Genomic DNA, 24,959 nt, shown 5'->3' on the forward strand with positions numbered 1-24,959 from the left:
CCCCTTATGCGCTTAAAGTTGCGCCAGTGGTTTTGAGGAAACGCTGCTTTTTACCATCAACGAGTTTGATACCAACACGTGATGGCTTGCCGTTACCGTCAACCACAGCCACATTAGAAATGTGAACAGGCATCGTCTTGTCAATCATGCCGCCAGTAACACCGGCCGCTGGATTTGGCTTAACGCTCTTTTTATAAATGTTTACGCCTTCGATCACTAACTTGTTCTCGAGAACGGCTGTAACAGTTCCTTGCTTGCCTTTATCGCGACCAGTCAACAGAACTACGGAATCACCTTTACGAATCTTTTTCATATCAGCCTCTTAAATAACTTCGGGGGCGAGAGAAACGATCTTCATGAACTTTTCAGTACGCAACTCGCGCGTCACTGGTCCAAAGATACGTGTGCCAATTGGCTCTAACTTAGCGTTGAGCAATACCGCAGCGTTGCCATCGAACTTAATCAATGAACCATCTGGACGGCGAACACCCTTAGCAGTTCTCACTACTACGGCGTTATAAATGTCACCTTTTTTAACACGGCCACGTGGAGCAGCAGACTTAACGCTGACTTTGATGACATCACCGATACTGGCGTAACGACGCTTAGAGCCGCCCAATACCTTGATGCACAACACTTCACTGGCGCCTGTGTTATCGGCAACCTGTAATCTACTTTCGGTTTGTATCATTTCTAATCCCCAACTTATTGGCCAAAGGCAAACAGTCTTGGTTCCGTCTATGGGCTTTAACGAGAGTTAAAACCCGGAATTAATGAAAAACACTGCTTCTCCAATAAAACCAGAGAAGCCTTCTATTCTACTACGTAAAAAAGGGATTTGGGAAGAATCTTCACCAAAATCCCCAATATTTCTTTAAATACCCTTTGAAGCCTCAACCAAACGGGTCACAACCCAAGATTTAGTGCGTGAAATTGGCTTAGATTCAGCAATTTCAACGGTATCACCCATCTTGTATGTGCCAGCTTCGTCATGAGCGTGGTACTTTTTAGATTGGCCAACGTATTTACCAATCACTGGATGCTTAACTTGACGCTCAACCAACACCGTCACAGTTTTTTGCATTTTGTCGCTAACAACGCGTCCCACAAGGGTGCGGCGCAAGGGTTTAGATAATTCTGTCATATCCCTTTTTCCTTATTTCTGTGCAGTCTTTTGGGCGATAAAAGTCTTCACACGAGCGATGTCGCGCTTATTTTTACCCAATTGGCTGGTATTTGTGAGTTGCTGAGTGCCTTTTTGCATACGGAGCTTGAAACCGGTCTTTAGCAACTCGGTTAACTCTGCATTCAATGCATTCAGATCTTTTGAAGCTAATTCTGTATTTTTCATAATCTCTATCCCGATCAACCTAAGTGGCGAATCACGAAAGTGGTCTGTAAAGGCAACTTAGCAGCAGCAAGCTTGAAAGCTTCGCGCGCCAATTGCTCGTCAACACCGTCCATCTCGTAGAGCACTTTGCCTGGTTGAATTTCAGCTACGTAGTACTCTGGATTACCTTTACCGTTACCCATACGTACTTCAGCAGGTTTTTGTGAAATTGGCTTATCTGGGAAAATACGAATCCAAATACGGCCACCACGTTTAATGTGACGAGTCATTGCACGACGTGCTGACTCGATTTGACGAGCAGTCAAACGACCACGGCCAACGGCCTTCAATCCAAAGTCACCAAAGGCTACGGAACTACCACGTGTTGCCACGCCAGTGTTACGACCTTTTTGTTCCTTACGATACTTGCGACGCTTTGGTTGTAGCATGCTTACTCTCCTGACTTCTGCGTATCTGCGGCAGGTGTTTCAACCTTACGCACACGCTTTACTGCTGGCTTAGCAGCAACTAATGGCTTGTCTGTGCCAGCGGCTGGTTTACGAGCAGCTGTCTTGCTTGGGGCACGACGAGTTTTCTTTTCTTCGGCAGCTGGTTCAGCGGATGGAGCAGCTACTTGAGCTTCTGCACCACGACCCAATGTGTCGCCTTTGTATACCCAAACTTTTACACCAATGATGCCGTATGTTGTTTCAGCTTCTGATGTAGCGTAATCAATATCAGCCTTCAATGTATGAAGTGGAACGCGACCTTCGCGATACCATTCGCGACGAGCAATCTCAGCACCATTTAAACGACCTGATGACATGATCTTGATGCCTTGTGCGCCAAGACGCATTGCATTTTGCATTGCACGCTTCATCGCACGACGGAACATAATACGTTTTTCGAGCTGCTGAGTAATTGAGTCAGCAATTAATTGCGCATCAACTTCTGGCTTACGAATTTCTTCAATGTTTACGTGGACTGGAACACCCATACGCTTTTGTAATTCGCGGCGGAGCACTTCAATATCTTCGCCTTTTTTACCGATTACAACGCCTGGACGTGAGCTATAGATAGTAATACGGGCATTCTTTGCAGGACGCTCAATCACAACCTTACTTACGGATGCATTCTTCAACTTCTTCTTGAGATAGATGCGGACATTTACGTCCTCTTTCAACATCTTCGCGAAGTCAGTATTGTTTGCATACCAACGTGATGTCCAATTCTTCGTTACCGCGAGTCGGAATCCGGTTGGGTTTATCTTTTGTCCCATATCTTTCCTTAGTTACTCAAGGTCACGGTAATGTGACATGTTTGTTTTTCAATTTGATTACCACGACCCTTAGCGCGTGCTGTGAAGCGCTTCAAGGAAGTGCCTTTATCAACAATAATTGTTGAAACCTTGAGCTCATCAATATCAGCACCTTTATTGTGTTCAGCGTTGGCCACTGCAGACTCAACAACTTTTTTCACAATGAAGGCAGCTTTCTTGGGGCTGAAATTCAAAATGTTTAATGCGCGTGCAATTGGCAAACCACGAATTTGGTCTGCGACCAAACGTGTCTTTTGCGCAGAAATGCGGGCGCTCTTGTGAATAGCTTTAACTTCCATCATCATCCCCTTACTTCTTCGTTACTTTCTTGTCAGCAGCGTGACCTTTGAAAGTACGGGTCAAGGCAAATTCGCCTAACTTATGACCCACCATGTTTTCTGATACATAAACCGGAACGTGTTGACGACCGTTATGCACAGCAATCGTCAGACCAATGAAGTCTGGGAGGATTGTTGAACGGCGTGACCAAGTTTTGATCGGCTTTTTGTCTTTGTTGGCTTGTGCGACTTCAACCTTGTTTACCAAGCTGGCTTCGCAAAATGGGCCTTTTTTAGCTGAACGTGTCATATCTATTTTTCCTTAATCGCTTAACGCTTTTGACGACGTTGAACGATCATCGATGTTGTACGCTTGTTACGACGTGTACGATAACCTTTGGTTGGAGTGCCCCATGGAGATACTGGTACACGGCCTTCGCCAGTTTTACCTTCACCACCACCATGTGGGTGATCTACTGGGTTCATTGCCACACCGCGAACGGTTGGGCGAATACCACGCCAGCGATTTGCACCAGCTTTACCGATAACACGCAAGCTGTGCTCTTCGTTACCAACTTCACCAATAGTGGCGCGGCACTCAATCAGAACACGACGCACTTCGCCTGAGCGCAAACGCACTTGAGCGTATACGCCTTCACGGGCTAGCAACACCGCTGAACCACCGGCTGAGCGCGCTACTTGAGCACCCTTACCTGGCATGATTTCTACACAGTGAATTGTGCTACCAACAGGAATATTACGGATTGGCAAGTTATTGCCAGACTTAATTGGAGCCTCTGAACCACTCATCAAGGCTTGACCAACAGTCATTCCTTTAGCTGCCAGAATGTAGCGGCGCTCACCATCAGCAAACACGATCAATGCAATATTTGCACTACGGTTTGGATCGTATTCCAAGCGTTCAACTTTTGCTGGAATACCGTCTTTGTCATTGCGTTTGAAATCAACAACACGATAGTGATGCTTATGACCACCACCTTTATGACGGGTAGTGATGTGACCATTATTGTTACGACCCGCTTTTTGGAATTGTGGCTCTACCAACGCTGCAAAAGGTTTGCCCTTGTGCAGGTCAGGATTTACCACCTTGACCATTGAACGACGACCTGGTGAGGTCGGTTTTGTCTTCATCAAAGGCATGATTAATTCGCCTCCGCTTCAAAGTTAATTTCTTGACCTGGCTTCAAGCTTACGTAGGCCTTCTTAGTGTGGTCACGACGACCCTCAAAACGGCCATAGCGCTTAGGCTTACCCTTTTGATTCACGATCTGAACAGAGTCAACTTGCACTTTGAAGAGCAATTCAACTGCTTGTTTTACATCGAGCTTATTTGCGTCGCGAGCTACTTGGAAAACTACTTGTTCGTTTTTCTCTGCAACCATAGTGGCTTTTTCAGAGATAACCGGTCCAAGCAGAACCCTCATTAGATTGTGATCATTTTTACGGACTTGGCTCATTTCAGCAACTCCTCAATTTTTGCGATCGCAGCTTTGCTAACCAATACTTTTTTGTATTGGACCAAAGCTAATGGATCAGCGTGCTGTGGCTCACATACAGCAACTTTATGCAAGTTACGTGATGCCAAGTACAAATTCTCGCTAACCTGATCAACAATAATCAAGACTGAATCCAGGCCCATTGCTTTAACTTTGTCAGCTAAAACTTTAGTCTTTGGAGCGTCAAGAGAAAATTGATCAACAACATTCAAACGACCTTCGCGAGCTAACTGAGACAAAATAGATCTCATACCAGCGCGGTACATTTTCTTGTTTACTTTTTGGCTGAAATTCTCTTCTGGAGAATTCGGGAATATACGGCCACCTCCACGCCACAGCGGGGAAGAGCTCATACCAGCACGTGCACGACCAGTACCTTTTTGACGCCAAGGTTTCTTGGTTGTGTGCTTAACTTGCTCACGGTCTTTTTGTGCACGGTTACCGCTACGTGCATTAGCTTGGTAAGCCACTACAACTTGGTGTACCAATGCTTCGTTATATTCACGTTCGAATACTTCTGGTGAAGCTTGTACGCCTGCACCTAAAGTACCGTTGTCTTGGAGAAGCTTAAGTTCCATATTCGCTCTCCTTATTTCTTCTTCAACGGTGTTTTAACCGCTGGAGTAACAATAACTTTACCGCCTGGGGCACCTGGAATAGCGCCTTTAACCATGATCAGGTTACGTTCTGAATCAATGCGTGCGATGACTAAATTTTGAACTGTACGTGTAACGTCACCCAAGTGACCGGTCATACGCTTACCAGGGAAAACACGACCTGGATCTTGCGCCATACCGATTGAGCCTGGTACGTTATGTGAACGTGAGTTACCGTGGGATGCACGACCAGAAGCGAAGTGATAACGCTTGATGGTACCTGCGTAGCCCTTACCGATAGACACGCCCTGTACGTCCACTTTTTGACCAGCAGTAAATGCAGTGTCAGCAGGAATTACTTGTCCTGGCGTCATTTCTGCGATTTTTGCTGCGTCTAATTGGAATTCGTTGAGGCCGTTACCTGCCATCACACCAGCTTTGGCGAAGTGACCAGCCATTGCCTTAGTAACGCGAGTAGCTCTACGTGTGCCATGTGCTAACTGGATAGCATCATAGCCATCAGTTGCCTGGGTCTTGATTTGAGCGATTCTGTTGTCGCTCACGTCAATTACGGTCACAGGGATTGAATCCCCTTCGTCCGTAAATAGACGGGTCATGCCGACCTTGCGGCCGATTAAGCCTAAGCTCATATTCATGCTCCACGCCGACTTCGATTGGTCGGCAAAATTAATTTAAGTGATTTACAAGTAAAAGTACTTCTAAATCAATAACTTACAACGTTTTTAGTGCTGATAAAACTAAGATTTTCGCTCAAATAATTGAGCGAAGCCTTAGATTCTATCCCGAAAACCCAGTCTTGACAAGCAAAAAGACTGGAAAATACAAATTACTGCAACTTAATTTCGACATCCACACCTGCTGGGAGGTCTAATTTCATCAAAGCATCTACAGTTTTCTCTGTAGGATCAACGATATCCATCAAACGGAGATGGGTGCGGATCTCTAACTGATCACGGGATGTCTTGTTCACGTGTGGTGAACGCAAGATATCAAAACGCTCAATACGGGTTGGCAAAGGTACTGGACCCTTAACAACTGCACCAGTACGCTTAGCTGTATCAACGATTTCAGCTGCAGACTGGTCGATTAAACGGTAATCAAATGCTTTAAGGCGAATACGAATTTTTTGGTTTTGCATATTAATTCCAAAGAGCGTTGTGGTGCTGCCACGTTATACATCTAAAGAGCTCGGTGACATCAGCAGCACTGATGTCACCGGTTAGCAAACCGCTAAATATTTTTATTAAAACTTACTACTTAAGCCAAAATCTTTGCAACCACGCCGGCGCCAACAGTACGGCCACCTTCACGGATCGCAAAACGTAAACCTTCTTCCATCGCGATTGGCGCGATGAGTTTTACGGTAATCGTGACGTTATCGCCAGGCATGACCATTTCTTTGTCTTTTGGCAACTCGATTGAACCAGTTACGTCCGTTGTGCGGAAGTAAAACTGTGGACGATAGTTGTTAAAGAACGGTGTATGACGACCACCTTCGTCTTTACCCAAGATGTACACCTCGGCTGTAAAGTGAGTATGTGGGGTGATTGAACCTGGCTTAGCCAATACTTGGCCGCGCTCAACTTCTTCACGTTTTGTACCGCGTAACAAGATACCAACGTTATCGCCTGCTTGACCTTGGTCGAGCAATTTACGGAACATTTCAACACCAGTACAAGTGGTCTTGAGTGTTGGCTTGATACCGATGATTTCGATCTCTTCGCCTACTTTAACGATACCGCGCTCGATACGACCAGTCACAACAGTACCGCGACCGGAGATAGAGAACACGTCTTCTACTGGCATCAAGAAGGCACCATCAACAGCACGCTCTGGAGTTGGGATATAAGTATCTAATGCTTCAGCCAATTTCATGATGGCTTCTTTACCCAATGGGCCTTCGTCGCCTTCAAGGGCTAACTTAGCAGAACCTTGAATGATTGGTGTGTCATCGCCAGGGAAGTTGTACTTAGATAAAAGCTCACGAACTTCCATTTCAACGAGCTCTAACAATTCAGCGTCATCAACCATGTCGCATTTGTTCAAGAACACCACGATGTAAGGAACACCCACTTGGCGTGCCAAGAGGATGTGTTCACGTGTTTGTGGCATTGGGCCGTCAGCAGCAGAACAAACCAAAATAGCGCCGTCCATCTGAGCAGCACCAGTAATCATGTTCTTCACGTAGTCAGCATGTCCTGGGCAATCCACGTGTGCGTAGTGACGGTTTGCTGTCTCGTACTCAACGTGCGCTGTATTAATCGTAATACCGCGTGCTTTTTCTTCAGGAGCAGCATCGATCTGATCATATGCTTTAGCTTCGCCACCGAATGCTTTAGAAAGCACGGTTGCAATTGCTGCTGTCAATGTAGTTTTACCGTGGTCAACGTGACCGATGGTGCCTACGTTTACGTGCGGTTTTGTCCGCTCGAATTTTTCTTTTGCCATTTTTGTCTGCCTTCTTTAGCTAGTCAATATTCAAAATTAATGTAGATAAATTACTTCGCTTTAGCAGCCATAACTGCTTCAGCAACGTTCTTCGGTGCTTCGGAATAATGCTTAAATTCCATGGTGTAGGTAGCGCGACCTTGGGTCAACGAGCGTAAGCCAGTTGAGTAACCAAACATCTCTGCTAACGGCACTTCAGCACGGACGATCTTGCCACCGCCTGGAATGTCATCCATACCCTGCAAAATACCGCGACGGGATGAAAGATCACCCATTACGTTACCCATGAAATCTTCTGGTGTTTCTACTTCAACAGCCATCATCGGCTCAAGCAATACTGGTGCTGCTTTACGCATACCGTCTTTGAATGCCATAGAACCCGCCATCTTAAATGCGTTTTCATTGGAGTCAACGTCATGGTATGAACCGAAGAACAATGTAGCTTTGATATCTACAACTGGATAGCCAGCCAAAATACCGGAATTCAATGTTTCGCGAATTCCTTTTTCTACTGCAGGGATGTATTCGCGTGGAACTACACCGCCCTTAATAGCGTCAATGAATTCAAAACCTTTACCTGGCTCTTGTGGCTCAAGCTTCAATACCACGTGACCGTATTGACCGCGACCACCAGACTGCTTAACAAACTTACCTTCGATTTCTTCGCAAACTTTACGAATAGTTTCGCGATAGGCAACTTGTGGCTTACCAACAGTGGCTTCAACACCAAATTCACGACGCATACGATCAACCAAAATTTCCAAATGGAGCTCGCCCATTCCAGAAATAATTGTCTGGCCAGACTCTTCATCCGTTTTAACGCGGAAAGAAGGATCTTCTTGTGCCAAGCGGTTCAAAGCAAGACCCATTTTTTCTTGGTCTGGTTTTGTCTTTGGCTCAACTGCTTGTGAGATTACTGGCTCTGGGAATACCATGCGCTCCAAAATAACAATGCTATCTGGGTCACATAATGTTTCGCCAGTAGTTGCGTCTTTTAGACCAACTGCAGCAGCGATATCGCCTGCATAAACTTCTTTAATTTCTTCACGTTGGTTTGCATGCATCTGCAACAAACGACCAACACGCTCTTTCTTACCCTTGATTGGGTTGTAGATTGTGTCGCCAGATTTCATTACACCTGAATAAACGCGGAAAAAGATAAGCTGGCCAACAAATGGGTCAGTCATGATCTTAAATGCCAATGCAGAGAATTTCTCAGCATCGTCAGCTTTACGTGTTGTTGGAGTTCCGTCTTCCAATTCACAAGGAACTGGTGGAACGTCTAATGGGGATGGCAATAACTCAACCACCGCATCCAACATTGCCTGAACGCCTTTGTTTTTGAACGCAGTTCCGCACATCATTGGAATGATTTCATTAGCAATCGTACGTTGACGCAACGCTTTTTTGATTTCTTCTTCGGTTAACTCTTCGCCACCGAGATACTTCTCCATCAACTCTTCTGAACTTTCAGCAGCGGCTTCAACCATCTTTTCGCGCCACTCATCTGCAGATGCCTTTAATTCAGCAGGAATCTCTTCGTAGCTAAACTTAGTGCCTTGTGAAGCCTCATCCCAATAGATGGCCTTCATTTTTACCAAGTCCACAACGCCCTTGAAGTTTTCTTCAGCGCCAATAGGAATCTGGATCAAGATAGGATTTGCTTTAAGGCGTAACTTCATCTGGTCATAGACCTTAAAGAAGTTCGCACCGGTGCGGTCCATCTTGTTTACGAAAGCCAAACGTGGAACTTGATACTTGTTAGCTTGACGCCAAACAGTTTCAGATTGGGGCTGTACACCACCTACCGCACAGTAAACCATGCAAGCACCATCCAAAACGCGCATTGAACGCTCAACTTCAATAGTGAAATCTACGTGTCCTGGGGTATCAATAATATTGATGCGGTGCTCTGGGAAATTACCAGCCATACCCTTCCAGAACGTTGTAGTAGCAGCAGAAGTAATCGTGATACCACGCTCTTGCTCTTGTTCCATCCAGTCCATGGTTGCAGCGCCATCATGTACTTCACCAATCTTATGATTAACACCGGTGTAGAACAAAACGCGTTCTGTAGTTGTTGTCTTGCCTGCGTCAATGTGCGCAGAGATACCAATATTGCGGTATCTGTCGATGGGGGTTTTACGTGCCACTGTTGGTACCTTTTCTTTGCTGTGCGATTAGAAGCGGAAATGTGAGAAAGCTTTGTTAGCTTCTGCCATACGGTGAACTTCTTCACGCTTCTTCATTGCTCCGCCGCGACCTTCTGCAGCTTCTAATAATTCGTTGGCCAAACGTTGAGCCATAGATTTCTCACCGCGCTTTTTAGCGGCTTCGCGCACCCAGCGCATTGCCAAAGCAGAACGGCGTGATGGGCGAACTTCAACAGGAACCTGGTAGTTAGCGCCACCAACACGACGGCTCTTCACCTCAACCATTGGCTTAACGTTGCCCATAGCTGTTGAGAAAATTTCGAGTGGTTCTTTGTTTGCTTTTTTCTCGATGTGATCAAAGGCACCGTAAACGATACGCTCTGCAACCGATTTCTTGCCGTCCAACATGAGGACGTTCATGAATTTAGCTACTTCTACATTACCGAATTTTGGATCCGGCAAAATTTCCCGTTTGGGAACTTCACGACGACGTGGCATAACTACTCCTTCAGTTCAGTTAGGGGCGACCCACATGGATCACCCGCTCCGGTTGCCCTACTATCTAAGAAGATTCTTAGACGGGACAACCACTTACTTGTCTTTTAAGTCTGACAAACGAAGACTTACTACAAATACTTCAGCAAAAATCTATTGAAAGATTAAGCAGATTTCTTAGCGCGCTTAGCACCGTACTTGGAACGTGATTGCTTACGGTCTTTAACACCTTGCAAGTCAAGTGAGCCACGAACGATGTGGTAACGAACACCTGGCAAATCCTTTACACGACCACCACGAATCAACACTACCGAGTGTTCCTGGAGGTTATGGCCTTCACCGCCAATGTATGAAATAACTTCAAAACCATTGGTTAAGCGAACTTTGGCTACTTTACGAAGTGCAGAGTTAGGCTTTTTAGGAGTAGTGGTGTACACACGTGTACAAACACCACGGCGCTGCGGACTGTTTTCCAGTGCAGGGCTCTTGCTTTTAACGATCAGCCTGGATCTTGGCTTACGTATTAATTGATTAATTGTTGGCATAAAATAGCTCGGTTAGTACTTCTTTGTTGCTTTCTTCAAGAAAATCAATGACTTAGAGAATTTCTAGGTCAAAAAGACCCTCTTCTGAATCAGTAGAACTCAGCATTCTAGCTTGGCCAGCCTTTTCCGTCAACCAAATGGGGAAAAAACTGGCCATTTCTGGCCAGAATTACCAAATTAGCTCGGATCAGCCTCCCCAGCAGGAGCAACGACTTCAGCCTCTATTTCTACAGGCATATTGGCTATTGCTTCCTCTTCGGCGGCAATCATTTGAGCGCGGTCACGCTCGAATTGCTCTCTGACCTTGCGTGCACGGCGGTAAGACAAGCCGGTACCAGCAGGGATTAGACGACCAATAATGACGTTTTCCTTGAGGCCACGGAGTGTATCGGTCTTGCCCATAATTGCGGCTTCGGTCAATACACGGGTGGTTTCTTGGAAAGAAGCCGCTGAAATGAAGCTGTCGGTCGACAAGGATGCTTTAGTAATACCCAACAGCACGTTTTCGAACTGAGCTGGGCGCTTACCTGCGGCAATCACTAAATCGTTAGCGTCATACAGTTTTGAACGCTCAACTTGCTCACCAGTGATGTAAGCGGTATCGCCGCCATCAGTGATCTGCACACGACGCAACATTTGACGCACGATCACTTCAATGTGCTTGTCGTTAATCTTCACGCCTTGCAAACGGTAAACGTCTTGAACTTCATCAACGATGTAGATCGCCAACTCTTCAATACCTCTGAGAGTCAAGATGTCATGTGGATCAGCTGGGCCTTCCACAATCATCTCGCCCTTGTTCACAACTTGACCGTCATGAACGAGAACTTGCTTTTCTTTAGGAATCAAGAATTCATTGGCTTCGCCGTCCATATCGGTAATCACCAAACGTTGTTTACCTTTGGTTTCTTTACCGAAGGAAACTGTTCCAGTAACTTTCGCCAAGACAGCTGCATCTTTAGGTGAACGTGCTTCGAACAATTCAGCGACGCGTGGCAAACCGCCGGTAATGTCGCGAGTCTTCTGTGATTCGATTGGAATACGCGCCAATACTTCACCAACTTCGACTTTTTGACCATCTTTAACAGTAATCAACGCGCCCACTTGGAGGCCAATGTTTACTGGGTGATCAGTACCGGCGATCATGACTTCGTTACCCTTGTCATCAACCAAGTTGATCACTGGGCGAACGCCTTTGCTTGCTGCAGAACGACGCTTACCGTCAATTACCACCAAGGTGGAAAGACCGGTAACTTCGTCTACCTGCTTAGCAACGGTTACACCTTCTTCAACGTTGTCGAAGCGGGCGATACCAGCGTACTCAGAAATAATCGGACGTGTTAATGGGTCCCAAGTCGCCAAGCTTGCGCCAGCCTTAACAGCTGCATCTTCTTTCAACAAGAGAGTTGCACCATAAGGCACTTTATGACGCTCGCGCTCACGACCATTCTCATCAACGATCAAGGCTTCGCCAGAACGTGAAATCACGATCTGCTCACCCTTCGCATTCTTGACAACACGCATCGTGGCAGAGAATTTCAAAGCACCATTAGACTTAGCTTCGATGTTGCTTGCAACCAATGCACGTGACGCTGCGCCACCAATATGGAAAGTACGCATAGTCAACTGTGTGCCTGGCTCGCCGATGGACTGAGCAGCGATCACGCCAACTGCTTCACCAACGTTTACCAAACCACCGCGACCTAGATCGCGTCCGTAGCACTTCGCGCACAAACCAAAGCGAGTTAAGCAAGACAATACTGTGCGAACTTTAACTTCGTCGATACCCAATGCAACGATTTGATCAACGTGATCTTCATCGAGCAAGGTGTCGTTCGGAACAATGACTTCTTGTGTGTCAGGATGAACGATGTCACCGATACATACACGACCCAAAATACGGTCACGCAATGCTTCGATAATTTCGCCGCCTTCAACCAGCGCCTTCATGGTTACACCATTAGTTGCGCCGCAATCATCTTCGATCACCACGAGATCTTGAGTGACGTCGCATAAACGACGTGTCAAGTAACCCGAGTTCGCTGTCTTCAACGCTGTATCTGCCAGACCTTTACGAGCGCCGTGGGTTGAGATGAAGTACTGCAATACGTTCAAACCTTCACGGAAGTTCGCAGTAATTGGGGTTTCAATGATGGAGCCATCAGGCTTAGCCATCAAACCACGCATACCAGCCAACTGACGAATCTGCGCTGCAGATCCACGCGCACCAGAATCCGCCATCATGTAGATGGAGTTAAAGGATTCTTGACGCACAGTCTTACCGTTACGATCGAGTACGTCAACGTGTGACAACTCATCCATCATTGCTTTACCAACTTGGTCGCCTGCAGCACCCCAAATATCAACTACGTTGTTATAACGCTCTTGATTGGTTACGAGACCTGACATGAACTGCTTGTCATACTCCTTAACCTTGGCAGATGCCTCAGTGATGATGCGCTCTTTAGAAGTTGGGATCAGCATATCGTCGATCGCAACTGAGATACCAGCGTTGGTTGCCAAACGGAAACCAGACTGCAAGAGGCGGTCGGCAAAAATCACAGTTTCACGTAAACCGCACTTACGGAATGAAGTGTTGATCAAGCGTGAGATTTCTTTTTTCTTCAAAGGCTTGTTAATTTCCTCGAAAGACATGCCTTTAGGCAAAATCTCAGACAAGATTGCACGGCCAACTGATGTTTGATAGATCTTGGTCTTTTCAGCAAAACGGGCATCGCCCTCTGCCTTCTTGTCCACAATCTCAAACTCAGTAATACGAACAGCAACACGAGAAGCCAATTCAACTTGACCTGCTTCGTATGCACGTACTACTTCAGTAATGTTAGCGAAAACCATGCCTTCACCCTTACCGTTGATCTTGTCACGTGTAGCGTAGTACAGACCCAACACCACGTCCTGTGACGGAACGATTGATGGCTCGCCGTTAGCTGGGAACAATACGTTGTTCGAAGCCAACATCAATGTACGTGCTTCCATTTGCGCTTCGAGCGACAAAGGAACGTGAACCGCCATTTGGTCACCGTCAAAGTCCGCATTAAATGCCGCGCAGACTAATGGGTGCAATTGGATTGCTTTACCTTCAATCAGCATTGGCTCGAAAGCCTGAATACCAAGACGATGCAATGTAGGCGCACGGTTCAACATGATTGGATGTTCACGAATGACTTCTTCGAGAATGTCCCAAACGATTGGAGTCTGGCTTTCAACTTCTTTCTTTGCAGCCTTAATCGTGGTTGCAATACCCAAAGTCTCAAGCTTGTTGAAAATGAATGGCTTGAATAATTCCAAGGCCATTAATTTTGGTAAGCCGCACTGATGCAACTTCAATGTAGGGCCAACCACGATGACTGAACGACCAGAGTAGTCAACACGTTTACCCAACAAGTTTTGACGGAAACGACCGCTCTTACCTTTAATCATCTCGGCCAAGGACTTGAGAGGACGCTTGTTAGCGCCAGTCATAGCCTTACCGCGACGACCGTTGTCGAGCAATGAGTCAACCGCTTCTTGCAACATCCGTTTTTCGTTACGAACGATGATCTCTGGTGCGCGCAACTCTAACAAACGCTTTAAACGGTTGTTACGGTTGATCACACGACGGTAGAGGTCGTTCAAATCTGAAGTAGCAAAGCGACCGCCATCCAATGGCACCAATGGGCGCAATTCAGGTGGCAATACTGGCAATACTTCCATGATCATCCAGTCAGGCTTGATGCCTGAAGTCTGGAACGCCTCGAGCACTTTTAAGCGCTTAGCGTATTTCTTGATCTTGGCATCGCTACCAGTGGCTTTTAAGTCAGCGCGAATAGTCTCTACTTCACGATCGATATCAATCGAACGCAAGAGATCACGAATACCTTCCGCGCCCATGATGGCGGTAAATGCACCGTCACCATACTCTTCGGTCTTAGCAATGTATTCATCTTCAGACATGATCTGACCGCGCTTCATCGCGCCTTCAGGAGTCATACCAGGATCAACTACTACATATGCTTCAAAGTAAAGAACGCGCTCGATATCACGCAATGTCATATCGAGAACCATACCCAAACGGGATGGCAATGACTTCAAGAACCAAATGTGCGCTACAGGGGCTGCCAACTCAATGTGGCCCATGCGCTCACGACGCACCTTAGCGAGAGTAACTTCAACGCCGCACTTCTCGCAGATTACGCCACGGAACTTTAAACGCTTGTACTTACCGCATAAGCACTCGTAGTCTTTGGTTGGTCCAAAAATCTTGGCGCAGAACAAACCATCACGCTCGGGCTTAAAAGTCCTGTAATTGATGGTTTCTGGTTTGCGTACTTCACCAAAAGACCATGAGCGAATTTTCTCAGGAGATGCGAGACCAATTTTGATGACATCAAACTGCTCTTCGCCCTGCGTTTGCTTAAATAAATCGAGCAATGCTTTCATATCAGTTGCGCTCCATGTCAATGTCAATACCCAACGAACGGATTTCTTTTACCAGCACGTTGAAGGATTCGGGCATGCCAGCATCAATCGTGTGCTCGCCCTTGACGATGTTTTCATAAACCTTGGTACGGCCTGCGACGTCATCGGACTTCACTGTCAGCATTTCCTGCAAGACATATGAAGCACCGTATGCTTCGAGGGCCCAGACTTCCATCTCACCAAAGCGCTGACCACCGAACTGAGCTTTACCGCCCAATGGCTGTTGCGTTACTAAAGAGTAAGGTCCGGTTGAACGTGCATGCATCTTGTCATCGACCAAATGGTGGAGTTTCAAGACGTGCATTACGCCAACAGTGACTGGACGCTCAAATTGGTCGCCAGTTCGGCCGTCGCACAAAATCATTTGCTGACGTGAAGGGGTCATCTTCAAAGATTTAGCAACATCTTCTGGATACGCCAACTCGAGCATGCGTCCGATTTCAGCTTCAGTAGCACCATCAAACACTGGAGTAGCAAATGGCAAGCCTTGGCGGAGATTCTCAGCCAAAACATTGATCTGCTCATCAGTGAAGTTGTCGATGTCTTCAACACGACCTGTTTCGTTATAAAGCTGCTTGAAGAACTTACGTAATTCAGTTTGCTTAGCGTGCTCACGAACCATCTCGTCAATACGCTTACCAATACCTTGGGCAGCCCAACCTAAATGGGTTTCCAAGATCTGGCCAACGTTCATACGGGAAGGAACACCCAATGGGTTCAAGACGATGTCAACAGGGCGTCCGTCAGCCATAAATGGCATATCTTCAGCTGGGGCGATTTTAGAAACCACACCTTTGTTACCGTGACGACCGGCCATCTTGTCACCAGGCTGTAAACGACGCTTAACGGCCAAGTACACCTTAACCATCTTTGTTACGCCAGGCTGTAAATCATCGCCCTGGGTAAGCTTGGTGCGCTTCTCTTCAAAAGCCTCATCAAATTGCTTACGCTTCGCTTCGATAGAAGATTTAATTGCTTCAACTTGTGAGGCAACCTCATCATCTGCTGGACGAACGTCAAACCAATGGTATTTATCTAAGCTGGCAAGGTATTCCTTGTCAATCTTAGTGCCTTTAGCTAATTTCTGAGGACCACCATTGGCAACTTTACCAATCAACAGTTTTTCTAAACGCATGAAGGCATCGCCCTCAACAATACGCAACTGGTCGTTCAAGTCCAAACGATAGCGTTGTAATTCTTCTTGGATAATTGACTGTGCACGTGCATCACGCTCAATACCTTCACGGGTGAAGACCTGAACATCAATAACAGTACCGATCATTCCTGATGGAACGCGCAAAGAAGTATCTTTAACGTCAGATGCTTTTTCACCGAAGATCGCACGTAGTAACTTCTCTTCAGGAGTGAGAGTAGTCTCGCCCTTTGGAGTTACTTTACCAACCAATACGTCGCCAGCTTCAACTTCAGCACCGATGTAAACAATACCGCTTTCATCCAAACGGGAGAGTTGTGACTCTGCCAAATTGGAGATATCGCGAGTAATTTCTTCTGAACCCAGCTTGGTATCACGCGCAACCACTGACAACTCTTCAATATGAATAGAGGTGTAGCGGTCGTCAGCAACAACTTTCTCAGAAATCAAGATTGAATCTTCGAAGTTGTAACCGTTCCATGGCATAAATGCCACAGTCATGTTTTGACCCAAAGCCAATTCACCCAAATCGGTAGATGCGCCGTCAGCAACAACGTCACCACGCGCTACGCGATCACCAGCCTGAACGATAGGACGTTGGTTAATGTTGGTGTTTTGGTTTGAACGGGTGTACTTGATGAGGTTATAAATATCCACACCAACTTCACCAGCAGCTGTCTCATCATCGTTTACACGAATCACAACACGGTTAGCGTCAACATAATCAACGATACCGCCGCGGGACGCCAAAATAACAGTGCCAGAGTCAACCGCAACAATACGCTCTAAACCTGTACCAACCAATGGCTTATCCGGACGCAAGCAAGGAACTGCTTGACGCTGCATGTTCGCACCCATCAACGCACGGTTTGCATCATCGTGCTCTAAGAATGGAACGAGTGAAGCGGCAGCAGAAACGATCTGGCTAGGAGCAACGTCGATGAAATCGATGCGCTCTGGGCTAACCATCATGGTTTCACCAGCTTGACGAGCAGAAACTAATTCGTCGGCCAACTTACCGCTCTTGTCGATTGTTGCGTTTGCCTGAGCAATCACATACTTTGCTTCCTCAATCGCAGAGAGGTAAACCACTTCATCGCTTACCTTGCTATTGGAAACCTTACGGTATGGAGTTTCTAAGAAACCATGCTCATTCAAACGCGCAAATAACGCGAGTGAGTTGATCAAACCAATGTTTGGTCCTTCGGGAGTTTCAATTGGGCAAACACGTCCATAGTGGGTTGGATGCACGTCGCGCACTTCAAAGCCTGCGCGCTCGCGGGTCAAACCACCAGGTCCCAACGCAGAAATACGACGCTTGTGCGTGATCTCTGAAAGCGGGTTGGTTTGGTCCATAAACTGGGACAACTGTGAAGAACCGAAGAACTCACGAATCGCAGAAGAGATTGGCTTACTGTTAATCAAGTCATGCGGCATGAGGTTTTCTGTTTCGGCTTGGCCAAGACGTTCTTTAACCGCACGCTCAACACGTGACAAACCAGCACGGAATTGGTTTTCAGCCAACTCGCCAACGCAACGTACACGACGATTACCTAAGTGATCGATATCGTCTACTTCGCCTTTGCCGTTACGCAAATCTACGAGGGACTTAATAGTGTCGAGAATATCTTCGTTCGACAGAACCATTGGACCTTCCATTTCTGGACGGTTCAAACGGCTGTTGACCTTCATGCGGCCAACACGCGACAAATCGTAAGTATCTTCGTTATAGAACAAGCGCTGGAACAAGGCTTCAACAGCATCTTCTGTTGGAGGCTCGCCAGGACGCATCATGCGGTAAATGGCGATACGAGCAGCCATTTGATCTGCTGTTTCATCAGTACGCAATGTCTGAGAAATGTATGCACCAGAATCCAAATCATTGGTGTAGATAGTTTCTAATTGCTTGATGCCTGCATCGCGCAATGTAGCCAATACCTCTTCAGTGATTTCATCATTAGCGTAGGCCAAGATTTCACCAGAATCTGGATCAACGATATTGCGCGCTACTACACGACCAATTAAATAGTCGTCTGGTACAGCGATTGTTTTAGTTTTAGCAGCTTCGAGTTCACGAATATGCTTTGCATTGATACGCTTGTCTTTTTGAATGACAACAACGCCATTCTTATCGAGCACATCAAAGCTAGCCAACTGACCACGCAAACGCTCTGGCACAAATTCCATTGAACCGCCGTTAGCAGTTAATGAGAAATGATCAAAGTTAAAGAAGTTCGCAAGAATCTGTTCGTTGTTTAAACCAATTGCTTTGAGCAAAATGGTGACAGGCATCTTACGACGACGGTCAACGCGGAAATAGAGAATGTCTTTCGGATCAAACTCAAAATCGAGCCATGAACCACGGTAAGGAATGATGCGTGCTGAGAACAGCAACTTACCTGAGCTGTGTGTCTTGCCCTTATCGTGTTCGAAGAACACGCCTGGGGAACGGTGCAACTGAGAAACGATTACGCGCTCAGTACCGTTAATCACAAAAGAGCCATTTTCTGTCATGAGTGGAATTTCACCCATGTAGACTTCGCTCTCTTTTACCTCTTTAACCTTAGTAGGCGCTTCGCGATCATAAATAATCAAGCGAACTTTTGCGCGCAAGGCAGAGTGGTATGTGTAACCACGCTGTTGACATTCTTTAACGTCAAATGGTGGCTGTGATAACTGGTAAGACACGTATTCCATACGTGCATAGCCGTTGTTAGACACAATTGGGAATGCTGATGTAAAGGCAGCTTGAAGTCCCTCAGTAAGACGAGACATTGCTGGCTTTTCAGCCTGTAAAAATTTAGCGTAGGATTCCAGCTGCGTTGCGATCAGGTACGGAACCTGGTGGTTATTTACTCGCTTAGCAAAGCTTTTACGGACTCGCTTGCGTTCGGTGAAGCTATAGTTCATTTCATCTCCGAATTCAGCGACTGTACAAAGATTTGGCGATTGGCCACTACCAATCACTGGCGGACAACACTAAACCGATAGATTTAGTGTCCGACCAAACTTGCATTCTGCAGTCGTATCAGAAGGCAAACCCGATTTCAATCAGAAATGAAATCGGGTTTGACCTCTAGAGGTCAAACCCAACATGGCTAACGCCCCTTTTTGAGAGGCGCCAGCATTGTATGTATTACTTGAGTTCTGCTTTAGCGCCAGCTTCTTCAAGCTTCTTCTTAGCTTCTTCAGCCGTCTTCTTATCAACAGCTTCTTTGATTGGCTTCGGTGCACCGTCAACCAAGTCCTTAGCTTCTTTCAAGCCAAGACCAGTAATTTCGCGAACTGCCTTAATTACTGAAACCTTGTTTGCGCCAGCTTCGAGCAAGTTAACAGTGAATTCTGTTTGCTCTTCAGCAGCAGCGCCGCCAGCTGCACCAGCAGGACCAGCAACAGCCATCGCTGCAGCGGAAACGCCAAACTTCTCTTCGAACGCCTTAACCAAGTCGTTCAAATCCATAACGGACATGCTACCTACTGCATCAATGATTTCTTCTTTAGTAATCGCCATTTTTAGCTCCTAATACTTAAATAGTTAATCTGTCGCTTATTCAGCGGCAGGGGTTTCAGGTGTTTCTGTTCCAGCTTCTGGGGCTGAGGCTGCAGGCTCAGCACTTGCTTCTGGAGCGGCGGCTTCAGCAACTACTTCTGCTGGGGCTGCTGCTACTTCTGCTACCGGTGCTGCAACAGGAGCAGGTGCTCCTTCTGCCTTTTGTGCTGCTACTGCGCCCAATACGCGAGCCATCGCAGAAACTGGGGCCAACATCACACCCAACAACTGAGATAACAACTCGTCGCGGCTTGGAATAGACGCGAGGGATTTAACACCCGCTACGTCCAACAACTTGCCGTTATATAAGCCAGCAGTAATGACCAGCTTGTCTTGAGTCTTAGCAAAGTTCTGCAATACTTTTGCCGAAGCAATCGGATCAGCAGAAATGCCGTAGATCAAGGGGCCAACCATCGAATCGGCAAGAGGCTCAAACTGTGTGCCTTGTGCAGCACGGCGTGCCAATGTGTTCTTCAAAACGCGAAGATATACACCTTGGTCACGTGCGCTAGCACGTAGCTTTGTCAACTGCTCTACTGGAATACCACGGTATTCAGCGAGCACGACAGTTTGGGCTCCAGCCAATTGAGCGCCGACATCAGCAACAATCGCTTTTTTGTCTTGTACATTCAAAGGCACGGTTTAACTCCTAAAAAACCAACTGTTTCCAGTTGGGGTTACACACCAGCGTCTGATCATTTGTTCACAAGGTTCTTGTGAAAATCTTTTCAGGGTCGCCATCTGCGCTGGCTATTACTTTCGTAACGATTAAGAATTCATCCCTATAAAAGCAAACTCATTCACCAACGGTCTTTGATGTTCGACTCTCACTCAAAGAGTGGGCGTCGACCCAAAGTTCTTTTTTGCTACAGGCTAATTAAGCTGCTGCCTGTAACGATGCTTGGTCTACGCGTACGCCTGCACCCATGGTGCTGCTTACGGCAACCTTCTTTAAATAAATACCCTTAGATGCAGGTGGCTTCGCTTTATTCAAAGCCTCGAGCAATGCGAGCAAGTTGGATTTCAATGCAGTTGGCTCGAATGAACGACGGCCAATGCTTGCGTGCACGATACCGGCTTTGTCCACGCGGAACTGAACTTGACCCGCTTTTGCATTTTTAACTGCAGTAGCAACGTCAGGAGTCACTGTTCCAACTTTTGGATTCGGCATCAAACCACGTGGGCCCAATACTTGACCTAAAGTACCAACAATTTTCATTGTGTCTGGGGATGCGATCAAAATATCGAAATCAATTTTGCCGCCTTTAATTTGTTCAGCAAGCTCTTCCATGCCAACGATTTCTGCACCAGCGGCTTTAGCTTGTTCAGCCTTCTCACCTTGAGCAAAAACAGCTACACGAACATGCTTACCTGTACCAGCCGGGAGCACTACTGCGCCACGCACAACTTGGTCAGATTTCTTAGCATCAATACCTAACTGAACTGCAACGTCGATAGACTCATCAAACTTAGCAGTTGCACACTCTTTAACGAGGTTCAATGCGTCATCTAATGAATAGAATTTGTTGCGATCAACTTTAGATTGAATTGCTTTAACGCGTTTAGATAATTTAGTCATGATTAGAGACCTTCCACAGTGATGCCCATGGAACGGGCGCTACCAGCGATTGTTCTAACAGCTGCGTCCATATCGGCTGCTGTCAAATCTGGCATTTTTGCTTTAGCGATTTCTTCCGCTTGAGCACGAGTAATTGAACCCACTTTATCGGTATGAGGACGTGGTGATCCTTTTTCAATCTTCGCAGCCTTCTTAATCATGATGGTTGCTGGAGGAGTCTTCATGATGAATGTGAAGCTCTTATCAGCAAACGCTGTAATCACGACTGGAATTGGAAGGCCTGGTTCCATGCTCTGAGTTTGAGCATTGAACGCCTTACAGAATTCCATAATGTTAAGGCCGCGTTGACCCAATGCTGGACCTACGGGTGGTGATGGATTTGCTTTACCTGCAGGGATCTGCAGCTTAATAAAGCCAATAATCTTCTTTGCCATGTGTGCTCCTTAAAGCGCGCCTAACCTCATTAGGAAAGACCGCTGTTGAGTAAACGCTTCGCTAGTTTTTGGCTTTCTAGCTCCGCTCCTCGGTTATTGCTAACCACTTAACTACTAACTACTAAAACCAGGACTAAGTCCTTGTTTTTACATCTTTTCTACCTGGCCGAACTCCAGCTCAACTGGGGTACCGCGGCCAAAAATTGTAACAGAAACGCGCAATCTTGACTTCTCATAATTGACTTCTTCGATATTTCCGTTGAAATCAACAAATGGGCCTTCTTTAACTCGCACGATCTCGCCAACCTCAAATAGGGTCTTAGGCTTAGGTTTATCCACCCCAGCCTGCATTTGATCCATGATTTTGGCTACTTCAGCCGTAGAAATTGGGCTTGGACGATTACGAACGCCGCCTACGAAACCGGTTACTTTTGGTGTGTTCTTCACCAAATGCCAGCTCTCATCGGTCATTTCCATCTCAATCAGGACATATCCTGGGAAGAAACGACGCTCGGAAACTGACTTGGTGCCGGACTTGATCTCTACAACCTCTTCGGAAGGGACCAAAATACGGCCAAATTTCTCAGGCATTCCAGAGCGAGCAATACGCTCTTCAAGGCCTCTTTTCACGCTCTTTTCCATTCCGGAATAAGCATGAATGACGTACCAGCGCATATTGCCGATAGCTTGTGGATTAGTAGCTACTTCAGAATCAATCATTTTTTACTCACTTCCAGCCCAAAAAGACTGAAAAAACTAGCCATTCAATCAATTTGTCTGCAGTCCACAAAAACAAGGACATGATCAGAACAAAGCCAAATACGACTAGAGTCATTTGGGTAGTCTCTTTACGAGTTGGCCAAACAACCTTTTTTACTTCATACCAAGAATCTTTTGCGTAGGCGATGAAACGACGCCCATCAGGAGAAATTGCCACAATCAAAACTGCAGCTGCAATGCCGCCAAATAAAACAGCAAGACGAATCAACATAGATTGATCAGCGAGCGTGTAGTACAGAACTAACGCTGCAACGACGATTAAAGCAGCGAGTACAGTGACCCAGCTGCTTTTTTCTTCAGTATGACTTGCTGTTTGATGAGACATTTTGCTTTCAGTTCAAATCGTGGCAGGGGCGGAGGGCATCGAACCCCCAACCTTTGGTTTTGGAGACCAACGCTCTGCCAATTGAGCTACACCCCTTTATAAAAACTAATTAAAACTTACTACTTAAGCCAAAATCTTTGCAACCACGCCGGCGCCAACAGTACGGCCACCTTCACGGATCGCAAAACGTAAACCTTCTTCCATCGCGATTGGCGCGATGAGTTTTACGGTAATCGTGACGTTATCGCCAGGCATGACCATTTCTTTGTCTTTTGGCAACTCGATTGAACCAGTTACGTCCGTTGTGCGGAAGTAAAACTGTGGACGATAGTTGTTAAAGAACGGTGTATGACGACCACCTTCGTCTTTACCCAAGATGTACACCTCGGCTGTAAAGTGAGTATGTGGGGTGATTGAACCTGGCTTAGCCAATACTTGGCCGCGCTCAACTTCTTCACGTTTTGTACCGCGTAACAAGATACCAACGTTATCGCCTGCTTGACCTTGGTCGAGCAATTTACGGAACATTTCAACACCAGTACAAGTGGTCTTGAGTGTTGGCTTGATACCGATGATTTCGATCTCTTCGCCTACTTTAACGATACCGCGCTCGATACGACCAGTCACAACAGTACCGCGACCGGAGATAGAGAACACGTCTTCTACTGGCATCAAGAAGGCACCATCAACAGCACGCTCTGGAGTTGGGATATAAGTATCTAATGCTTCAGCCAATTTCATGATGGCTTCTTTACCCAATGGGCCTTCGTCGCCTTCAAGGGCTAACTTAGCAGAACCTTGAATGATTGGTGTGTCATCGCCAGGGAAGTTGTACTTAGATAAAAGCTCACGAACTTCCATTTCAACGAGCTCTAACAATTCAGCGTCATCAACCATGTCGCATTTGTTCAAGAACACCACGATGTAAGGAACACCCACTTGGCGTGCCAAGAGGATGTGTTCACGTGTTTGTGGCATTGGGCCGTCAGCAGCAGAACAAACCAAAATAGCGCCGTCCATCTGAGCAGCACCAGTAATCATGTTCTTCACGTAGTCAGCATGTCCTGGGCAATCCACGTGTGCGTAGTGACGGTTTGCTGTCTCGTACTCAACGTGCGCTGTATTAATCGTAATACCGCGTGCTTTTTCTTCAGGAGCAGCATCGATCTGATCATATGCTTTAGCTTCGCCACCGAATGCTTTAGAAAGCACGGTTGCAATTGCTGCTGTCAATGTAGTTTTACCGTGGTCAACGTGACCGATGGTGCCTACGTTTACGTGCGGTTTTGTCCGCTCGAATTTTTCTTTTGCCATTTTTAATCTGCCTTTAGTTAACTCTTAAACCAAACACGAAATACACAATTAATAAAATCAAACATGGTGCCCATGGGCAGGATCGAACTGCCGACCTCTCCCTTACCAAGGGAGTGCTCTACCACTGAGCCACATGGGCGAAATCTAATGCAACAAATTCTGGAGCGGGATAAGAGAATCGAACTCTTGACCGAAGATTGGAAATCTGCTGTTTTACCATTAAACTAATCCCGCACATCTGGTGGAGGGGGTAGGATTCGAACCTACGTAGGCATAGCCAACAGATTTACAGTCTGCCTCCTTTAGCCGCTCGGACACCCCTCCGCGAACCCAATATTCTGACTCCAAATGGAGTTTCTGTCAATATCTCTAAACGCTTTGCACAAGTAAAAACGCCCAGACCTAAGAGGGTCTGGGCGTCGCATTGGTGCCCGGCAGTTACCTACTTTCACACGGGTAATCCGCACTATCATCGGCGTAAAGTCGTTTCACTGTCCTGTTCGGGATGGGAAGGAGTGGTTCCAACTTGCTATGGTCACCGGGCGTAGAGGGTCGAGTTGCTGATTAAATCAACAACTCTATTTGAGTAAGCATGTAATAAGGATGCAGATTAAATCTGGCAAACATCCAACACAATAGTGCTG

Annotated in this window: 25 protein-coding genes, 4 tRNA genes, 1 rRNA gene and 1 pseudogene; all 31 read right to left on the minus strand. The window is 46.5% G+C overall.

Annotated elements, in window-relative coordinates; translation table 11 throughout:
* Positions 1-4: 4 nt before the first annotated feature.
* On the minus strand, positions 5-313 hold the full coding sequence (rplX, locus tag ICN34_RS02770) for a 50S ribosomal protein L24 (protein ID WP_011901911.1): 309 nt from the start codon (positions 311-313) through the stop codon (positions 5-7).
* A 9-nt stretch (positions 314-322) separates the two neighbouring features.
* Positions 323-691 (minus strand): 50S ribosomal protein L14, encoded by a 369-nt coding sequence (rplN, locus tag ICN34_RS02775; RefSeq protein ID WP_072582069.1) that lies wholly within the window; start codon positions 689-691, stop codon positions 323-325.
* Between the two features lie 183 nt (positions 692-874).
* Positions 875-1,144 (minus strand): 30S ribosomal protein S17, encoded by a 270-nt coding sequence (gene rpsQ / locus ICN34_RS02780; protein ID WP_011901909.1) that lies wholly within the window; start codon positions 1,142-1,144, stop codon positions 875-877.
* A gap of 12 nt (positions 1,145-1,156) precedes the next feature.
* Complete coding sequence (gene rpmC, locus ICN34_RS02785; RefSeq protein ID WP_068320118.1) at positions 1,157-1,351, minus strand: 50S ribosomal protein L29; 195 nt, start codon at positions 1,349-1,351, stop codon at positions 1,157-1,159.
* 14 nt (positions 1,352-1,365) lie between these two features.
* Positions 1,366-1,779 carry a 50S ribosomal protein L16 gene (gene rplP / locus ICN34_RS02790; protein ID WP_011901907.1) on the minus strand — a complete coding sequence of 138 codons (414 nt, stop codon included), beginning with the start codon at positions 1,777-1,779 and terminating at the stop codon, positions 1,366-1,368.
* Positions 1,780-1,781: 2 nt separating this feature from the next.
* Positions 1,782-2,609 carry a 30S ribosomal protein S3 gene (rpsC, locus tag ICN34_RS02795; RefSeq protein WP_216120700.1) on the minus strand — a complete coding sequence of 276 codons (828 nt, stop codon included), beginning with the start codon at positions 2,607-2,609 and terminating at the stop codon, positions 1,782-1,784.
* Between the two features lie 8 nt (positions 2,610-2,617).
* Positions 2,618-2,950 (minus strand): 50S ribosomal protein L22, encoded by a 333-nt coding sequence (gene rplV, locus ICN34_RS02800; RefSeq protein ID WP_202816811.1) that lies wholly within the window; start codon positions 2,948-2,950, stop codon positions 2,618-2,620.
* A 7-nt stretch (positions 2,951-2,957) separates the two neighbouring features.
* Positions 2,958-3,236, minus strand: a complete 279-nt coding sequence (gene rpsS, locus ICN34_RS02805; protein WP_046329379.1) for a 30S ribosomal protein S19 — start codon at positions 3,234-3,236, stop codon at positions 2,958-2,960.
* A gap of 20 nt (positions 3,237-3,256) precedes the next feature.
* On the minus strand, positions 3,257-4,087 hold the full coding sequence (gene rplB, locus ICN34_RS02810; RefSeq protein WP_215321274.1) for a 50S ribosomal protein L2: 831 nt from the start codon (positions 4,085-4,087) through the stop codon (positions 3,257-3,259).
* Between the two features lie 2 nt (positions 4,088-4,089).
* Complete coding sequence (gene rplW, locus ICN34_RS02815; RefSeq protein WP_072582065.1) at positions 4,090-4,404, minus strand: 50S ribosomal protein L23; 315 nt, start codon at positions 4,402-4,404, stop codon at positions 4,090-4,092.
* On the minus strand, positions 4,401-5,021 hold the full coding sequence (gene rplD / locus ICN34_RS02820; protein WP_011901901.1) for a 50S ribosomal protein L4: 621 nt from the start codon (positions 5,019-5,021) through the stop codon (positions 4,401-4,403). The genes rplW and rplD overlap by 4 nt, the downstream gene beginning before the upstream one ends.
* An 11-nt stretch (positions 5,022-5,032) precedes the next feature.
* Positions 5,033-5,689: a 50S ribosomal protein L3 gene (gene rplC, locus ICN34_RS02825; protein ID WP_072582122.1), complete on the minus strand. Its 657-nt coding sequence runs from the start codon at positions 5,687-5,689 to the stop codon at positions 5,033-5,035.
* A gap of 197 nt (positions 5,690-5,886) precedes the next feature.
* Positions 5,887-6,198: a 30S ribosomal protein S10 gene (gene rpsJ, locus ICN34_RS02830; protein WP_011901899.1), complete on the minus strand. Its 312-nt coding sequence runs from the start codon at positions 6,196-6,198 to the stop codon at positions 5,887-5,889.
* 119 nt (positions 6,199-6,317) lie between these two features.
* Positions 6,318-7,508 (minus strand): elongation factor Tu, encoded by a 1,191-nt coding sequence (gene tuf / locus ICN34_RS02835; RefSeq protein WP_071464430.1) that lies wholly within the window; start codon positions 7,506-7,508, stop codon positions 6,318-6,320.
* Positions 7,509-7,558: 50 nt separating this feature from the next.
* Entirely contained in the window at positions 7,559-9,661 is a 2,103-nt protein-coding gene (fusA, locus tag ICN34_RS02840; RefSeq protein WP_072582064.1) for an elongation factor G, read from the minus strand.
* Between the two features lie 27 nt (positions 9,662-9,688).
* Entirely contained in the window at positions 9,689-10,159 is a 471-nt protein-coding gene (gene rpsG / locus ICN34_RS02845; protein WP_011901897.1) for a 30S ribosomal protein S7, read from the minus strand.
* Between the two features lie 161 nt (positions 10,160-10,320).
* The gene (gene rpsL / locus ICN34_RS02850) at positions 10,321-10,701 is read right to left on the minus strand and encodes a 30S ribosomal protein S12 (RefSeq protein WP_072582063.1); all 381 of its coding nucleotides are present in this window, start codon (positions 10,699-10,701) and stop codon (positions 10,321-10,323) included.
* Positions 10,702-10,878: 177 nt separating this feature from the next.
* The gene (gene rpoC, locus ICN34_RS02855; protein WP_072582062.1) at positions 10,879-15,141 is read right to left on the minus strand and encodes a DNA-directed RNA polymerase subunit beta'; all 4,263 of its coding nucleotides are present in this window, start codon (positions 15,139-15,141) and stop codon (positions 10,879-10,881) included.
* 1 nt (position 15,142) lies between these two features.
* Positions 15,143-19,243, minus strand: a complete 4,101-nt coding sequence (gene rpoB / locus ICN34_RS02860; RefSeq protein ID WP_216120702.1) for a DNA-directed RNA polymerase subunit beta — start codon at positions 19,241-19,243, stop codon at positions 15,143-15,145.
* 226 nt (positions 19,244-19,469) lie between these two features.
* Complete coding sequence (rplL, locus tag ICN34_RS02865; protein ID WP_011901893.1) at positions 19,470-19,844, minus strand: 50S ribosomal protein L7/L12; 375 nt, start codon at positions 19,842-19,844, stop codon at positions 19,470-19,472.
* Positions 19,845-20,003: 159 nt separating this feature from the next.
* Positions 20,004-20,522: pseudogene (rplJ, locus tag ICN34_RS02870) on the minus strand (50S ribosomal protein L10); the annotation flags it as partial.
* Between the two features lie 238 nt (positions 20,523-20,760).
* On the minus strand, positions 20,761-21,462 hold the full coding sequence (gene rplA, locus ICN34_RS02875; protein WP_071464433.1) for a 50S ribosomal protein L1: 702 nt from the start codon (positions 21,460-21,462) through the stop codon (positions 20,761-20,763).
* Positions 21,463-21,464: 2 nt separating this feature from the next.
* Positions 21,465-21,896 (minus strand): 50S ribosomal protein L11, encoded by a 432-nt coding sequence (rplK, locus tag ICN34_RS02880; protein ID WP_068320088.1) that lies wholly within the window; start codon positions 21,894-21,896, stop codon positions 21,465-21,467.
* A 147-nt stretch (positions 21,897-22,043) separates the two neighbouring features.
* Positions 22,044-22,616, minus strand: a complete 573-nt coding sequence (gene nusG / locus ICN34_RS02885) for a transcription termination/antitermination protein NusG (protein WP_072582060.1) — start codon at positions 22,614-22,616, stop codon at positions 22,044-22,046.
* Between the two features lie 7 nt (positions 22,617-22,623).
* Positions 22,624-23,001, minus strand: coding sequence for a preprotein translocase subunit SecE (secE, locus tag ICN34_RS02890; RefSeq protein ID WP_072582059.1), 378 nt, complete (start codon positions 22,999-23,001; stop codon positions 22,624-22,626).
* 20 nt (positions 23,002-23,021) lie between these two features.
* Positions 23,022-23,097 (minus strand) — tRNA-Trp (locus ICN34_RS02895).
* 27 nt (positions 23,098-23,124) lie between these two features.
* Positions 23,125-24,315 carry an elongation factor Tu gene (gene tuf / locus ICN34_RS02900; RefSeq protein WP_071464430.1) on the minus strand — a complete coding sequence of 397 codons (1,191 nt, stop codon included), beginning with the start codon at positions 24,313-24,315 and terminating at the stop codon, positions 23,125-23,127.
* A gap of 64 nt (positions 24,316-24,379) precedes the next feature.
* A tRNA-Thr gene (locus ICN34_RS02905) sits at positions 24,380-24,454 on the minus strand.
* Positions 24,455-24,475: 21 nt separating this feature from the next.
* A tRNA-Gly gene (locus ICN34_RS02910) sits at positions 24,476-24,549 on the minus strand.
* A gap of 5 nt (positions 24,550-24,554) precedes the next feature.
* A tRNA-Tyr gene (locus ICN34_RS02915) sits at positions 24,555-24,639 on the minus strand.
* A gap of 105 nt (positions 24,640-24,744) precedes the next feature.
* Positions 24,745-24,858 (minus strand): 5S ribosomal RNA (gene rrf / locus ICN34_RS02920).
* Positions 24,859-24,959 lie beyond the last annotated feature (101 nt).

It is taken from the genome of Polynucleobacter sp. Tro8-14-1 (genome assembly GCF_018881655.1).
Taxonomy (GTDB): Bacteria; Pseudomonadota; Gammaproteobacteria; order Burkholderiales; family Burkholderiaceae; genus Polynucleobacter.